Origin of the sequence: Pseudarthrobacter chlorophenolicus A6, from assembly GCF_000022025.1 — a bacterium.
Lineage (GTDB): Bacteria > Actinomycetota > Actinomycetes > Actinomycetales > Micrococcaceae > Arthrobacter > Arthrobacter chlorophenolicus.
The window spans coordinates 3398427-3412983 of record NC_011886.1 but is presented as its reverse complement, the minus strand read 5'-3'; the positions used below and the strand labels follow the sequence as shown (position 1 = coordinate 3412983).

The window sequence follows — 14557 nt, the reverse complement described above, 5'->3', positions numbered from 1 at the left end:
CGGGCTCGCAGGACTGCCCGGCACTGCGGGGTGGAACGGCTTTCAGGGTTGCCTGGTGATCAGGACTGCCCTGCGATGGTCAGGGCGATCAGCACGCAGTTCAATCCCACGATCAGCGTGGCGCTGGTCCAGCCGGCGATCTTCAGCGCGCGGGAGTCAACGTGGATGCCCATGATTTCGCGTTTGCCGGTCAGCCGGATCAGCGGGATCAGTGCAAACGGAATGCCGAAACTGAGCAGCACCTGGCTGAGGACCAGTGCGAGCGTCGGCTCGATTCCGGCGCCGAGGATCACCAAGGCGGGGATGAGGGTAATGACCCGCCGGACCAGCAGCGGAATCCGGACTTTCAGCAGCCCGCCCATGATGGTGGCGCCGGCGTAGCAGCCCACCGAAGTGGAGGCCAGGCCGGATGCCAGGAGCCCCACGGCGAACACGACGCCGATTGCGGGCCCCAAGGCGGCCGAGACGGCGGCGTGGGCCCCGGCGATGGTGTCCGTTCCTTCAATGCCGCGCAGGCTGGAGGCAGCCAGCAGCAGCATCGAGATGTTGACCACGCCGGCCAGCAGCAGTGCGCCCAGCACATCGAACCGGGTGGCCCGGATCAGGCGGGTCCGCACGGCCGGGTCCGGGGAAAAGCCGAACCGGTCACGGGCCAGCGCGGAGTGCAGGTAGATGGCGTGCGGCATCACCGTGGCGCCGAGCATGCTGGCGGCAAGCAGGACGGTGTCCGTTCCCTCGAAACGCGGAACCAGGCCGCCCAGGGCGCTGCCGGCGTCGGGCGGGTTGACGAAGAGGCCGGACATGAAGCCCACGGCGATCACGCCAAGGAGGACCAGGACCGCGTATTCGAAGGACCGTTGGCCGCGGGCGTTCTGGAGCGCCAGCAGCAGCATCGAGGCGATGCCGATGATCACCCCGCCCAGCAGGAGCGGCAGGCCGAACAGCAGGTTCAGTGCCACTGCGCCGCCAATGACCTCGGCCATGTCCGTGGCGCCGGCAACCACCTCGGCCTGCACCCAGTAGAGGCGCCGTGAGCGGGTCCCCAGCCGCTTGCCCAGGATCTCCGGAAGGCTCAGGCCGGTGGCAAGGCCCAGTTTCGCAGACTGGTACTGCACCAGGACCGCCATGGCATTGGCCATCACCAGCACCCAGACGAGCAGGTAGCCATAGTTCGCACCGGCGGTCAGGTTTGCGGCGACATTTCCGGGATCCACGTAGGCGATGGCGGCGACGAACGCCGGGCCCAGCAGCAGGAGCCGTGACCACAGCTTGCCTGCAGCCGGCCGTACTTGCAGGGTGGGTGCTGCCATGATCATCCCCTCGCCGTTGCGGTAATGACACGAGAGTACCGCAAATTTAGGCATACCGAAAAGTATCTTTACGGGAAGCCGTAGCACGGGTGGTGTAGTGCGCGTCACGTGGCACCCGGATGGATCTTGTACGATGGATAGGCCGCGCGAAGCTTCGGCAAGACGAAGACTTACGCTCACAAACAGCCGTCCCAACGGCCGATGGCCGAATTATGTGAGCTGGATCATTCGCTTCCGGATGCGGCCAACCCCCAACCCACAAGGAACCGTTGTGCCTCAAAGTACCCCGCCCGAAATCAAGAACAGCACGGCAGCATCCACCGCCGTCGACCCGTCCCTCAGCGCCGAGGGCTACAGCAAAACGCTGGGCAGGCGCCACGTCACCATGATCGCCATGGGCGGCGCCATCGGCGTCGGCCTCTTCATGGGAGCCGGCGGGCGCCTCGCCTCCACCGGCCCGGCCCTCATCTTCTCCTACGCCATCGCCGGCGTCATCGCCTACCTGCTGATGCGGGCACTGGGCGAACTCATCATGTACCGCCAGACCTCCGGCTCGTTCGTCAGCTACGCCGGTGAGATGTTCGGCCGCAAGGGCGCGTACCTGTCCGGCTGGATGTACTTCATCAACTGGGCCATGACCGGCATCGCCGAGCTCATCGCGATCGGCCTTTACTTCCAGTTCTTCTTCCCCAACGTCCCCGTTGAACTCTCCGCCATCGCAGCGCTGGTGCTGCTGGTGGCCGTGAACCTCTTCAGCGTCAAGGCCTTCGGTGAATTCGAATTCTGGGCCTCCTGCCTCAAGGTGGCCGCGATTGTCATCTTCCTGGCCGTGGGCACCTTCATGGTGGTCACCAACGCCAAGGTGGGCGACGGAAACGCATCAGTGGCCAACCTCTTCCACGACGAGGGCGGCATGTTCCCCAAGGGTGCGCTGGTCATGATCCTCGTGCTGAACGCCGTGATCTTCGCCTACAACGCCATCGAACTGGTGGGCATCACCGCCGGCGAGATGCAGAACCCGGAACGCGAAGTCCCCAAGGCGATCCGCGCCGTCGTCTTCCGCATCGTGGTGTTCTACGTCGGGTCCGTGTCCCTGCTGGCCATGCTGCTTCCCTCGGACCAGTACGTGGCCGGGACCTCCCCGTTCGTCACCGTCTTCGGCCAGATGGGCCTTGGCTGGATGGGTGACGTCATGAACATGATCGTGATTACCGCAGCCCTGTCTTCCTGCAATTCGGGCCTCTACTCGATCGGCCGCATTTTCCGCACCATGGCCAACAACGGCCACGCGCCGCAGTGGCTGACCCGCATGTCCACCCGCAGGGTCCCGTACATGGCCATCCTCGCCATCGGCGCCGTCTACCTGGTGGGCATCCTGCTGAACATCTGGCTGGGCGGTTCGCATGCGTTCGATCTCGCCCTGAACACCGCCTCCATCGGCGTGATCTTCACCTGGGGCTCCATCTTCGCCAGCCAGATCGCGCTGCGGAAGAAGAAGGGCAGCGTGTCCACCCTGCCCATGCCCGGCTCGCCGTGGACCAGCTGGGCCGGCCTCATCGCCCTGCTCGCCATCACCGTCCTCATCGGCTTTGACACCATGACCAGCAAGGACGGCGAAGTGTTCTACCTCGGCCTGTGGACCCTCGCCACCATCCCGTTCTTCGCCGTGGTCCTCTGGCTGGGCTGGCAGAAGGTCAAGAACAACGCGCCCAAGAGCGAGCTCTTCAGCTAGCCGTTCCGCGCCAAGCAGTACGAACGACGGCGCCGGCCACCTTCCCCAGGTGGCCGGCGCCGTCGTCGTTCATTGCGTGCCTTCCTGCCCAGTTTGTCCGCCTGGCCCGCCTTATGCGCCGGCGTGTCCGGGCCCGTTCGCTGTTAGGGGGCCACTAATCGGGCAGGAACGCACAAAGAGATGGGGCCGTCAGTCCTTCAGGTACCGCGCGAAGTAGTCCTCAATCCGCCGCCATGCCTCCGGGGCGGATTCCGGATCGGGGCCCACACCCATGACGCGCATCAGGGGCCGCAGGAGTGCCGGGCCCATCTCTTCGTCATTGAGGAAGCTGTGGCCGGCGCCGGGGAATTCCTTCACGCTGTGCTCGATGCCCAGCTGGTCGAGGGCGGAATCGAGCCGCGCTGCCGCTCCTTTCAGGGACCTGTCCGCGCCGCCGTAGTTGGCCACGATGGGGCAGGCGCCACGCAGGGCTTCCACAAGGTCCTCTTGCTCCTTGGGGAGCCGTCCGTAGTTGACCGACGCTGCCTGGAACCCGTCCCTGGCCGCCAGCAGGGCGAACCCGCCGCCCATGCAGAAGCCGATCACCCCGGTCCGGCCATTGCTGAGGTCCGAGTTTGCGAGCCAGGTGCGGGCCGTGGCGATGTCGGTGAAAGGCCGGCCCGTGCGTGCCGCCATGGCGCGCATGGTTCCCACAAGGCACCGCCGCGCCCCGACGTCGCTGTACAGGTCCAGCGCCAGGGCAAGGTAGCCGGCCAGGGCCAGCCGGTCCGCGTGCCGGCGGGTCTGGTCATCCAGGCCGAACGCTTCATGAATTACCACGACGCCGGGAAATGGCCCCTCGCCCTCGGGTACAGCCAGGTAGCCGCCCAGGGAAGGCGATCCGCCGGCGGCCATGCTCTCGGTGCTCAGGTCCACGTTCGTCATGGCCCAAGGCTAGCCGCCCGCGGGGAAGGCTGGTGCGGGGCGGAGGCGCGGGGCAGACTGGGGCATGTGGACGAACCCTGGGTGCTGCATGTGGATCTGGACCAGTTCATCGCGGCCGTGGAAGTGCTCCGCCGCCCCGAGCTTGCCGGCAAGCCCGTGATCGTGGGTGGCCGTGGCGATCCCACCGAACGCGCCGTCGTCTCCACCGCTTCCTACGAAGCCCGGGCCTTCGGCGTCGGATCCGGGATGCCGCTGCGCATCGCCGCGCGGAACGTCCCCGACGCCGTCATTTTGCCTGTGGACCAGGAGGCCTACCTCCAGGCTTCGGGGGAGGTGATGGGCGTGCTGCGCTCCCGGCCCGGCGCCGTTGTCCAGGTGCTCGGCTGGGACGAAGCGTTCGTCGGCGTGCAGTCCAGTGACCCCGAGGCCTACGCCGGTCAACTGCAGCAAGCGGTACTTGAGGCCACCAGGCTGCACTGCAGCGTGGGCATCGGTGACACTCTGGTCCGCGCCAAGGTGGCCACAACCTTCGGCAAGCCGGCCGGTGTTTTCCGGCTCACGGCGGAGAACTGGCTGGATGTCATGGGCAACCGGCCCACCATCGACCTGTGGGGAGTGGGAACCAAGGTGTCCCGCCGGCTGGCGACGCTGGGGATCACCACTGTTGCCGAGCTGGCAGCGGTGGATCCGGACTTCCTTGTCCCCGAGTTCGGTCCCAAGATGGGGCCCTGGTACGCGCAGCTCGGGCGGGGCGACGGTTCCTCGGTGGTGGATGACACCCCGTGGGTGGCGCGGGGCCACAGCCGGGAGACCACTTTCCAGCACGACCTCACCGAACCGGCGCAGGTGGATGAAGCTGTCCGGGAACTGGTGGCAGCGGTCCTGGATGACGTTGCCGCTGAAGGGCGTCCGGTGGTCGGGCTGACGCTCAAGGTCCGGTACGCCCCGTTCAACACCAAAACCTTTGCCCGCAGGATTCCCGAAACGGCGGACCCCGAGGAGGTACTGACCCGCGCCCTCGACCTCAGGGGGAAGATTGAACCGGACCGGCCCATCCGGTTGCTGGGGTTGCGGGCCGAGATGACCATGCCGGACGAGTCCAGGCAGGGGCATACGCCAACCCGCAGCGGCTGGTGACCCGCTCCGTCTTGATGTGGTCCGGGCAGCAGAATGGCGGCGGATCCGGGGGATCCGCCGCCATTGTCTACCGGTTCAGCACGCCGTTCGCTGCGGCTGGCCCGGCAAAGGACTAGTTGCGCTTGAACTCGTCCTTGACATTTTCGCCGACCTTCTTGGCATCAGCCTTGACCTGGTCGGCCTGGCCTTCTGCCTTCAGGCGGTCGTTGTCGGTTGCGTTGCCAGCAGCTTCCTTGGCCTTGCCGCCCATATCTTCTGCTGCGTTACTGATCTTGTCTCCGAGGCCCATGGTGTGGCCTCCTTTCGTTTCCGTCGACCAAACAATGCCCTTTCACACTAACACGAAGCATGCTTACTAAATCAAGCGGGCAGGCCCCGGGAGTGCCGGCGGGGGCTGGCCGCCCTGCCTTTGTCCGCCCGCGGCGATAGGCTCGACGTCATGGACCAAAGCCTCAGCCTGACCCAGCACATCCATGCCTCGCCGGAAAGGGTGTGGGCTGTGATTACGGATATCCGGAACGCGCCCGGGACGCTGTCCGGAGTGGAAGCGGTGCAGCTCCTGACGGACGGTTCCTACGGCGAGGGCACCCGCTGGAGGGAAACACGGAAGATGTTCGGCAGGTCCGAAACCGTGGAGGTGTGGGTGGACAGCGCGGAACCGCCCCGCTCCACCACCATTAGGGCCGCTCAGGGCGGGGCGGATTACAGCACCAGGTTCAGCCTGGCCAACCGCGACGGCGGAACGGACCTGACGCTGACCTTTGGTGCCACAATGTCGAAGCCCACGGCGGCCGGCCGGGTCCTCGCCGCCGTGTTCGGCAGGCTGGGCATGGCGGCAAGCCGCAAGGCACTTGCCAAGGACCTGGCGGATATCGCGGCCAAAGCGGAATCCGCCCGGTGAGCGGGTCCGGAACCAGGCGGCCCAAGGCTGCCGTCACGGCCCCGCGGCTTTCGCCGGTCCGGCTTGAGGACCTTGAGGACCGCAGCCTGGACTTCCGGCGCGGCGGGCGCCATGAGGGTGCCCGCTACAGCCGCCTGGACGCGGACGGGCTGGAACTTTCCGGTGCCGACTTCTCTGAGTGCGAACTCCAGGGGGTCTCCTTCAATGAAGCCCAACTCCGGGGCGCCGGATTCCGCGACACCGTCATCACCGAGTTGTATGCCCCTGTTTTCCGGGCCGCCCGCAGCACCTGGCGGGACGTCGAGATGAGCAATCCCCGGCTCGGTTCGGCCGAACTCTACGAATCAGGGTGGCAGTCCGTACGGATCGAAGGCGGCAAGCTGGACTACCTGAACCTCCGCGGGGCGAAGCTCACGGATGTGGTGATTGCCGACTGCATCATCAACGAACTGGACCTCGGATCGGCAGCAGCAACCAGGGTGGCCCTGAAAGGCTGCACCATCGGCGCGCTGGACCTCACCGGCGCTAAGCTCAAGGACTTCGACCTCCGCGGCGCCGACTTCCGCAGCGTCAGCGGCATTGGCAACCTGGCCGGCGTCGTGATCGACGAATACCAGCTGGGACTGCTGGCGCCGCTCCTGGCTGCGCACCTTGGCGTGACCGTCCAGTAAGCGGGGCTACGCGCCGCCCGGCCTGCCGTGTACTATTTACAGAACGAACGGTCGGTAAGTGGCGAATATAGCCATGCCGGCCGCCGGTGACAGTGCTGTTAATCGCGTGAAGGGTGTTTCCATGGCTGCAAGCGCAGGTCCGCAGGCTTTCCTGGTAGGCGGGGTCCGGACTCCGGTGGGCAGGTACGGAGGTGCCCTCTCCGCGGTCCGCCCCGATGACCTGGCCGCGCTGGTGGTCCGTGAAGCCGTGCAGCGCGCCGGGCTGGACCCGGACAGCATCGACGAGGTGATCCTTGGCAACGCGAACGGCGCAGGTGAGGAGAACCGGAACGTCGCGCGCATGGCCGTCCTCCTGGCCGGGTTGCCGCTGCACATCCCCGGAATCACCGTCAACAGGCTTTGCGCGTCCGGGTTGAGCGCCATCATCCAGGCCAGCCACATGATCAAGGCCGGCGCAGCGGACATCGTGATCGCCGGCGGCGTCGAGTCGATGAGCCGGGCGCCGTGGGTGCAGGAGAAGCCGAGTGCCGCCTTCGCCAAGCCCGGCCAGATTTTCGACACCTCCATCGGGTGGCGTTTCACCAACCCCCAGTTCCAGCACGGCGCACTCTCCCGGGATGGGAAGATGACGTACTCCATGCCCGAAACCGCGGAGGAAGTGGCACGGGTTGACGCTATCTCCCGTGACGACGCCGACGCCTTTGCCGTCCGCTCGCACGAACGGGCGCTCGCCGCCATCGAAGCCGGCCGGTTCAAGGACGAGATCGTCCCGGTCACCGTCAAGACCCGCAAGGCCGAAACCGTGGTGGACACAGACGAAGGTCCCCGGGCCGGCACCACCGCAGACGTACTGGCCAAGCTCAGGCCAGTGACGCACGGCGGATCGGTGGTCACGGCCGGGAACTCCTCGTCGCTGAACGACGGCGCCTCCGCGATCATCATCGCGTCCGAATCCGCCATCGAACGACTCGGCCTGACGCCGCGTGCCCGGATTATCGATGGTGCGTCAGCGGGGTGCGAGCCCGAGATCATGGGCATCGGCCCGGTCCCGGCCACGCAGAAGGTGCTGAAGCGGTCCGGGCTGAGCGTCGGTGACCTCGCCGCCGTCGAACTCAACGAAGCCTTCGCCACGCAATCCCTCGCCTGCATCCGCCGGCTGGGCCTTGACCCGGAGATCGTGAACAACGACGGCGGCGCCATCGCTTTAGGCCATCCGCTCGGTTCCAGCGGCTCCCGGATCGCCATCACGCTGCTTGGCCGGATGGAACGCGAGGACGCCAAGGTGGGCCTCGCCACCATGTGCATCGGTGTGGGGCAGGGCACGGCCATGCTGCTGGAGAAGATCTGATGCCGGGCGCAGTTGACCTGGCGGCCGAGAAGTTCTCCGCGCTCCTGGTGGAGGAGCAGGGTGACCGCGTGGTGGTCCTGCTGAACCGCCCCGAGGTGCGGAACGCCATCGACCAGCAAATGGTGGATGAGCTGCACACCGTCTGTGCTGCGCTGGAGCAGAATCCCAAGGTGCTGATCATCGCCGGCGCGGACGGGGTGTTCGCCTCCGGCGCGGACATCGCCCAGCTTCGTGAGCGGCGGCGGGACGACGCCCTGCAGGGGATCAACTCCACCATTTTCGTGCGGATTGCCAAACTGCCCATGCCGGTCATCGCAGCCGTGGACGGGTACTGCCTGGGTGGCGGCGCGGAACTGGCGTATGCGGCCGACTTCCGGATCGGAACCCCGGACGTCCGGATCGGGAACCCGGAGACCGGGCTGGGGATCCTGGCCGCTGCCGGTGCCAGCTGGCGGCTCAAGGAACTGGTGGGGGAGCCGGTGGCCAAGCAGATCCTCCTCGCGGGCAAAGTGCTGGGCGCCGACGAGGCATTGGCCGTCAACCTCATCACGGAGATCCACAGCACCGCCGGGCTTCTGGGTGCCGCCCACAGCCTCGCGGACCGCATTTCCCGGCAAGACCCGCTCGCCGTCCGGATCACCAAGTCCGTGTTCCACGCCCCGGCAGACGCCCACCCACTGATCGACCAGCTGGCCCAGGGCATCCTCTTCGAATCGCAGGCCAAGTTCGACCGCATGCAGAAGTTCCTGGACCGCAACGCCGCCAAGAAGGCCGCATCCTCCGACACCGCTGACGGAAAGTAGAAAGCCATGAGCAACTCCGAACTTGCTGCTGCCCTGCCCGCACGAATCGGTGTCCTGGGCGGTGGCCGCATGGGCGCCGGCATCGCCCACGCATTCCTGGTCAAGGGCGCTGACGTCCTGGTGGTGGAACGGGATGAACAGTCAGCCGAGGCTGCCCGGGAACGGGTGGAGTCCGCTGCTGCCAAGAGCATCGAGCGCGGTGTCACAGACGCGAACCTGGACGAGATGGCTTCCCGGCTCACCGTGGGTGTGGATTACGACGCCTTCAAGGACCGGCAACTGGTGGTCGAGGCCGTACCGGAGGACTGGGACCTGAAGGTCTCCTCGCTGCGGGGCATCGAAGAGCGCCTGGAACCGGACGCCTACCTGGCATCCAACACGTCATCGCTCTCCGTGAACGGGCTGGCAAAGGAACTGCAGCGGCCCGCAAACTTCCTGGGGCTGCACTTCTTCAATCCTGTGCCGGCGTCCACGCTCATCGAAGTGGTCCTGGGCGAGCAAACCTCCGCGGACCTGGCCGGGGAGGCGCGACGGTGGGTTGCGGCGCTCGGGAAGACCGCCGTCGTCGTCAATGACGCGCCAGGCTTCGCCTCCTCCCGGCTGGGCGTGGCAATCGCCCTGGAAGCGATGCGGATGGTGGAAGAGGGCGTGGCGTCGGCCGACGACATCGATAACGCCATGGTCCTCGGGTACAAGCACCCCACGGGTCCGCTGCGCACTACGGACATCGTGGGGCTGGACGTCCGGCTGGGCATCGCCGAATACCTGCAGTCCACCCTCGGTGACCGGTTCGCCCCGCCGCAGATCCTCCGCGACAAGGTGGCCCGCGGCGAACTAGGCCGCAAGACCGGCAAGGGCTTCTTCGACTGGAGCTGAAAGGGCTGGCCGCAGGTAACCTGCAGCCGGCGGCCGCCTAGTCGAAGAAGCCGACGATGTAGCCGATGAAATACAGCAGGAACAGCAGCACGCCTGCACCGATGGCCCCGATCCAGAAAATCTGCTGGCCCCTCCCGGAACCGGGCTGGCGGGGTTCCTGCGTGCCCGCCACCGAGCCTTCCCCGGGCGGGGTTTCGCCCGGCGGAACTCCGCCGCCGGGTTCCAGGCCGGTGATCTTGTCGTCTTCCGGGTCCGGATTGGTTCCTGACACGTTAACTCCCTTTCTCGCGGTCTGGGGCTTTCCCAGCGTAACCGGCCCCGGTGGTTGGTCCTAGGCTGGTGCAGTGACTTTCCTTGAACCCCTTACCCTGACCGGCCGGCACGTAATCCTCGAGCCCCTCCACCCAGCCCACCACGACGGGCTGGTGCAGGCGGCCGAGGACGGCGAGCTGTGGAAGCTCTGGTACACCTCCGTGCCGTCTCCCGCGGAAATGGCGGGCGAGATCCGGCGCCGCCTCGCGTTGCAGGAACAGGGGTCCATGCTGCCGTTCACCACGCGGCTGCTCGACCCGGAAACCGGCGGCCCGGGCCGGGTCATCGGCATGACTACCTACATGAACATTGATGCCGCTACTCCCCGCGTGGAGATCGGTTCCACCTGGAACGCAGCGTCCGTCCAGGGCACCGGAACCAACCCGGACTCCAAACTCCTGCTGCTGCGGCATGCGTTCGAGACGCTGGGCTGCCCGGCCGTGGAGTTCCGCACGCACTGGCTGAACCACCAGTCCCGCGAGGCGATCGCCCGGCTGGGCGCCAAGCAGGACGGCGTCCTCCGCAGCCACTCCCGGACCAGCGACGGACTGCTGCGTGACACCGTGGTGTTCTCCATCCTGGAACACGAATGGCCCATGGTCCGCGCCGGGCTCGAATACCGGCTGGACCGGCGGGGGTAGGACTCTGCCCGCCGGGTAGCCTGCCGGCTAAGGCCGTGCCAGCTTGTTGAGGTTCACCGCTTCGGACAGTGCGTCGGCGTAAGCCTGGTGGCCGGCAGCAGTTGGATGGAAGTTTTGCAGGGCAAAGGGATCTGCCGGGTTGAAGTTGATCCACGGATAGGCTGAGTTCACCGCGTGTGCTTTAAAGGCTTTGGTGACGTCGATGTAGGCAGCTTTGGCCTTCACCCTCGGGGCACCCGTGGCTTGGGCAATGGCGTTATTGAGGGCCAGCGTGCCTGCGTTGACCAGCCTTTGCGCGTCCTCGCTCAGCAGTGTCGGCGGGCCGTCGGGATCGAAGAGAAGCGGATAACCGAAGACAGCTATGGTGGCGTGCGGGGCTGCCGTTCGAATTGCTGTCAGGGCCTCCACAAGATCGGCCTGCATGGCGGGAAACCTGGCTTGCACTCCCTGTACTGCCTGCGCACAGTCATCGAGCGTTGATCCTGCGCAGGCCTTCAACGGCATAGTGAAGTCAATGTCGTTCGCGCCCGCGGTCACGGCGACCAGTTCGGTCCGGACTGACAGCGTGCCGGAGGCGGTCAGAGCGGCAATTTGCTCCAGCACGCTGGGTGCAATGTCCGATGCCCTGTCCACGATGACTGCCCCAGCGCATGCCGCGTTCGTGCTGTTGCCGTCCACGATCGGCAGGGCTTTGAGCAGGTTTACGTACCCGCCGTTGGTCTGGGTGCAAGACGAAAGTGTGGTGGTCCCGGCCCCGATCCCGGCGGTGTAGGAGTCACCGACCGCCACGAGGTCCACATCCTTTTCCGGCGGCGCCGCTCCGGCAGGAAGTGCCGTGGAGCCAAGTGCCATCGCCAGGGTGGCGAGGCCTGCCGCGAAAGCCGTGCGCCGCCGTCGTAATGCTGTAGTGCCCATCGCAGATCTCCCTTGAATGTAGCCCCGGACCGGGGACAGACACCTGTGACAGTACGCCACGTGGCGGTCCGTTTCACCGGTGCCCGGTACCCGCCTTGCGTGCTTCCTGTACCTGTTTGTGACATGCGGGGTTCACAGGCTTGTGGTTAGCTGTGCGGATGGAGAAAGCGGGCGGGTCCATGGACTGGGATGGTGCTGTCAATGCCTGGCATGTTGCCGGCGGCGTGTACCGAATGGGCCGGCGGGAATGGCTCACGGAAGCCGGCTGGCGGCAGGCCTACGACGACGGCATCCGCACGGTAGTGGATCTCCGTAACGCGGCGGAAGCGCGGCGCCGGGACACCGATCCGGTGGTCCCCGCGGTGGCGTTGCAGGGCCTGGCACTGGTGTCGGCTCCCACGGAAGAGGCCAACCACGAGCAGTTTGCCGCGCTGACCGGCCCCTATCTGAACGACCCCGCCTACTACGCGGACAACGCCCGGCTGTTCCCGGACAGGATCGTGGGAGTCTTCCGCGCCCTCGCCGACGCCGCGGGCAGGGGGAACGTGGTGCTGCACTGCGCTGCCGGCCGCGACCGCAGCGGCCTGGTGGCGGCCATGGTGCAGGACCTTGCGGGGGACTCGGACCACCAGATCGCCGAGGGCTACCGGCAAGCAGCGCGCGGCATCAACGAGCGGTACCGCACCCATGGGCCGCCGCACAGCCGGGAACGCTACCTTGCCGACGACGAACTCGCACCGCTGCTGGATCAGCGCGGGAAAGCGGTGGTGGACTTCGTGCGGACCCTGGACAGCCGTGGCTACCTCCTGAAGAACGGACTCAGCGTCGCCGAACTCGACGCAGTGCTGTCCCTGTGCGGAGCGAGTGTGGCCCGATGACTTTGGCGTCAGTGCGCAGGTACCTCTCCCTGGGTGCCGTAGCAGGCATCCTGGCGTCGTCGGCCTACGTGGCTGCGCCTGCCTGGGCTGCCGATGGTCAGGCCGCAACCACCGACTCAACGGAGGCGCCGGCCGTTGGAACACCGGGTTCCAGGCTGTCGGAGGCCGCCCTCGACGAGGCGGTCCAGCGGGACCTCGGACTCACCCGGGAACAGTTCACCGCAGCCGGGGAGCTCGGCGCCCAGGCGGCAGCCGCGGCCGCCCAGTTGCGCGACGTGCCCGGTTACGCCGGGATCCGGCTGGACGGCGGGCACGTGGTGGTCACAGGATCCGGGCCGGAGTTCCTCGCCAAAGTGGCCGCGCTGGCTGAGGCCCTTCCGGACCTCGCCGTCGAGGCCCCGCAGGCCAGGCGTGCCGACGGCGGCGTGGCACCGTCCGGCGGGGTAGCTGATGGCTCACAGCTGGCGGTCAGCACCGACCAGCTCTTCCAGGCATACGTGCGCGACGTCGGCCCCGACGGCCTGCAGGCAGTCATGGCCGCGGACGGGAAATTCGTCATCCGCACCGGGGCGCTTAACGTACCCGAATCGGCCGGACAGGCCGGCGGGGTGGCGGCTGACGCCTCAAGGGACGACGCAGCAACCACGCCAGGAACGACGGCGGCGGGCACGACGGCGGCCGGCGGCTCCGGCAGGGTCTCACCGGCTGATTTCGTGGCCCGGTACGCCAACGTGGAGCTCGACGGTGCCGCTCCCCTCAGACCCGAGGCCGATGTTCCCGGCGGCGTGGGCTACATCGCCGATACCGGGTGGATCTGCTCCACCGGGTTCTCCGCCTTCGACCCCGCGGGACTGCCTGCCGTTCTCAGCGCAGGGCACTGCGCCTCGGACGGGCAGGCGGCAACGGCAACCCTGGAGTTCCAGTTCGTCCGGAAGGACCAGCTGGGCGACTTCGGATTCAGCCAGTTCGGCGGCCCCGGCAACTCCCGCATCATTGAGAGCCCTGTGGACCCCGACAACCCCGGAAACGTGGGCACGGACATCTCGGTGATCCACAACATCCCGGAAGGCCTGGATCCGCTGCCCGCCGCCAGCACCTGGGGTGACCCTTCGCAGCCCGGCCCTGATGTGAAGATCATCGGCACCGCCGATCCTGTCCTGGGGATGCCCATCTGCCGCTCCGGCCGGACCTCGGCCTGGTCCTGCGGCACAGTGGACGCTGTGGGTATCTACGTGGTGCCAGGCCCGGACTTCGCAACTGACCCCACCGACCTCCGGGCCTTCCGGGGATTCCTTTCCTACGGCGTCCAGTCCAGCGGCGGAGACTCAGGCGGCCCCTACGTCAGCGGCAACTACGCTGTGGGAACGCACGCCGCCGGTGACGCGCCGCCCGCACCGGGTGAGCCGGCACCCGCAAACTTCGCCGTGGGTGCCACCCTCTCGGAAAGCCTCGCGGTCCTGCCCGGCTACCAGTTGGAACTGTTCCTCAACAAGCCTGCCGTCAGCTCGCCCGCCCCCGGCGGAACCTACGAACCAGGGCAGGCCATCAGCGGCAATGTCCCGGCAGCCCCCGCGTCCGCCGTTGCCGCAGGCTCCACGGTCAGGATCACGGTGGAGGGCAAGGACCCGGTGGAGGTTCCTGTCGACGCCGCGGGCAAGTGGAGCTTCACCGCACCGGAAAGCAACGGCCCGCTCCGCTTCACGGCCGAGACGGTCAACGGCTTCAGCACCTCGGGCAGCGCCGAGTTTGAGTTTGCCCGGACCGCTGCGGAGCCGCCTGCACCGGAGCCGCCTGCCCCCGGCAACCCGGGTCCCGTTGTTCCTGCCCCGGAACCGCCCGCCCCGGAACAACCCAATCCCGTGCCCGCTGACCCGGCCCCGGCTGCACCAGCCCCCGCCGCACCGCAGCCGCCCGCGGCAGCCGGCATCGTCGTCGTACCTTTCGATTCGGGGCCGGGCCCGGCCGACCTGGCGAACACCGGCTCCACCGGGCTGGTTCCCGCAGCCCTGGCAGCGGCCGCGGCGCTCGCCGTCGGCATTATCCTGACAGTCCTGGTGCGCCGCAGGGGCCGGCGTTCGGCGAAATAAACAGCGGAAGGGCGGGACGCGC

The 14557-nt window shown here is 67.3% G+C and carries 15 protein-coding genes; 10 read left to right on the top strand and 5 right to left on the bottom strand.

Going from position 1 to position 14557, the window contains the following annotated elements:
* Nucleotides 1-59: 59 nt before the first annotated feature.
* Nucleotides 60-1310, bottom strand: coding sequence for an Nramp family divalent metal transporter (locus tag ACHL_RS15425; RefSeq protein WP_015938227.1), 1251 nt, complete (start codon nt 1308-1310; stop codon nt 60-62).
* Nucleotides 1311-1581: 271 nt separating this feature from the next.
* Between ACHL_RS15425 and ACHL_RS15420 the strand changes: the two genes are divergently transcribed.
* On the top strand, nt 1582-3042 hold the full coding sequence (locus ACHL_RS15420; protein WP_015938226.1) for an amino acid permease: 1461 nt from the start codon (nt 1582-1584) through the stop codon (nt 3040-3042).
* Between the two features lie 189 nt (nt 3043-3231).
* On the opposite strand, the gene ACHL_RS15415 is transcribed toward ACHL_RS15420, so the two are convergent.
* Nucleotides 3232-3966: a dienelactone hydrolase family protein gene (locus ACHL_RS15415; RefSeq protein ID WP_015938225.1), complete on the bottom strand. Its 735-nt coding sequence runs from the start codon at nt 3964-3966 to the stop codon at nt 3232-3234.
* Between the two features lie 66 nt (nt 3967-4032).
* Here ACHL_RS15415 and ACHL_RS15410 point away from each other — a divergent pair, with 66 nt between their 5' ends.
* Nucleotides 4033-5103 (top strand): DNA polymerase IV, encoded by a 1071-nt coding sequence (locus ACHL_RS15410; RefSeq protein ID WP_456107085.1) that lies wholly within the window; start codon nt 4033-4035, stop codon nt 5101-5103.
* Nucleotides 5104-5215: 112 nt separating this feature from the next.
* On the opposite strand, the gene ACHL_RS15405 is transcribed toward ACHL_RS15410, so the two are convergent.
* Entirely contained in the window at nt 5216-5392 is a 177-nt protein-coding gene (locus tag ACHL_RS15405; RefSeq protein ID WP_015938223.1) for a CsbD family protein, read from the bottom strand.
* A 150-nt stretch (nt 5393-5542) separates the two neighbouring features.
* Here ACHL_RS15405 and ACHL_RS15400 point away from each other — a divergent pair, with 150 nt between their 5' ends.
* The 5 genes from ACHL_RS15400 (at nt 5543) to ACHL_RS15380 (ending at nt 9702) form a co-directional block, all read left to right on the top strand.
* On the top strand, nt 5543-6004 hold the full coding sequence (locus ACHL_RS15400) for an SRPBCC family protein (protein WP_015938222.1): 462 nt from the start codon (nt 5543-5545) through the stop codon (nt 6002-6004).
* On the top strand, nt 6001-6675 hold the full coding sequence (locus ACHL_RS15395; protein WP_015938221.1) for a pentapeptide repeat-containing protein: 675 nt from the start codon (nt 6001-6003) through the stop codon (nt 6673-6675). The genes ACHL_RS15400 and ACHL_RS15395 overlap by 4 nt, the downstream gene beginning before the upstream one ends.
* Before the next feature lie 121 nt (nt 6676-6796).
* Nucleotides 6797-8023, top strand: coding sequence for a thiolase family protein (locus ACHL_RS15390; protein WP_015938220.1), 1227 nt, complete (start codon nt 6797-6799; stop codon nt 8021-8023).
* On the top strand, nt 8023-8826 hold the full coding sequence (locus ACHL_RS15385; protein WP_015938219.1) for an enoyl-CoA hydratase/isomerase family protein: 804 nt from the start codon (nt 8023-8025) through the stop codon (nt 8824-8826). The genes ACHL_RS15390 and ACHL_RS15385 overlap by 1 nt, the downstream gene beginning before the upstream one ends.
* Nucleotides 8827-8832: 6 nt before the next feature.
* Nucleotides 8833-9702, top strand: a complete 870-nt coding sequence (locus ACHL_RS15380; RefSeq protein ID WP_015938218.1) for a 3-hydroxyacyl-CoA dehydrogenase family protein — start codon at nt 8833-8835, stop codon at nt 9700-9702.
* 37 nt (nt 9703-9739) lie between these two features.
* Here ACHL_RS15380 and ACHL_RS15375 read toward each other — a convergent pair whose 3' ends face one another.
* On the bottom strand, nt 9740-9973 hold the full coding sequence (locus ACHL_RS15375) for a DUF6480 family protein (RefSeq protein WP_015938217.1): 234 nt from the start codon (nt 9971-9973) through the stop codon (nt 9740-9742).
* 73 nt (nt 9974-10046) lie between these two features.
* On the opposite strand from ACHL_RS15375, the gene ACHL_RS15370 reads away from it, so the two are divergent.
* Nucleotides 10047-10655: a GNAT family N-acetyltransferase gene (locus ACHL_RS15370; protein ID WP_015938216.1), complete on the top strand. Its 609-nt coding sequence runs from the start codon at nt 10047-10049 to the stop codon at nt 10653-10655.
* A gap of 27 nt (nt 10656-10682) precedes the next feature.
* Here the strand turns inward: ACHL_RS15370 and ACHL_RS15365 are convergent, their stop codons facing one another.
* Entirely contained in the window at nt 10683-11570 is an 888-nt protein-coding gene (locus ACHL_RS15365; protein WP_015938215.1) for an SGNH/GDSL hydrolase family protein, read from the bottom strand.
* 158 nt (nt 11571-11728) lie between these two features.
* Here ACHL_RS15365 and ACHL_RS15360 point away from each other — a divergent pair, with 158 nt between their 5' ends.
* Both ACHL_RS15360 and ACHL_RS15355 read left to right on the top strand, forming a co-directional pair.
* Nucleotides 11729-12448: a tyrosine-protein phosphatase gene (locus ACHL_RS15360; protein WP_015938214.1), complete on the top strand. Its 720-nt coding sequence runs from the start codon at nt 11729-11731 to the stop codon at nt 12446-12448.
* The gene (locus tag ACHL_RS15355) at nt 12445-14535 is read left to right on the top strand and encodes a S1 family peptidase (protein ID WP_015938213.1); all 2091 of its coding nucleotides are present in this window, start codon (nt 12445-12447) and stop codon (nt 14533-14535) included. Before ACHL_RS15360 ends, ACHL_RS15355 begins: the two co-directional genes overlap by 4 nt.
* The last annotated feature ends 22 nt before the right edge of the window (nt 14536-14557 follow it).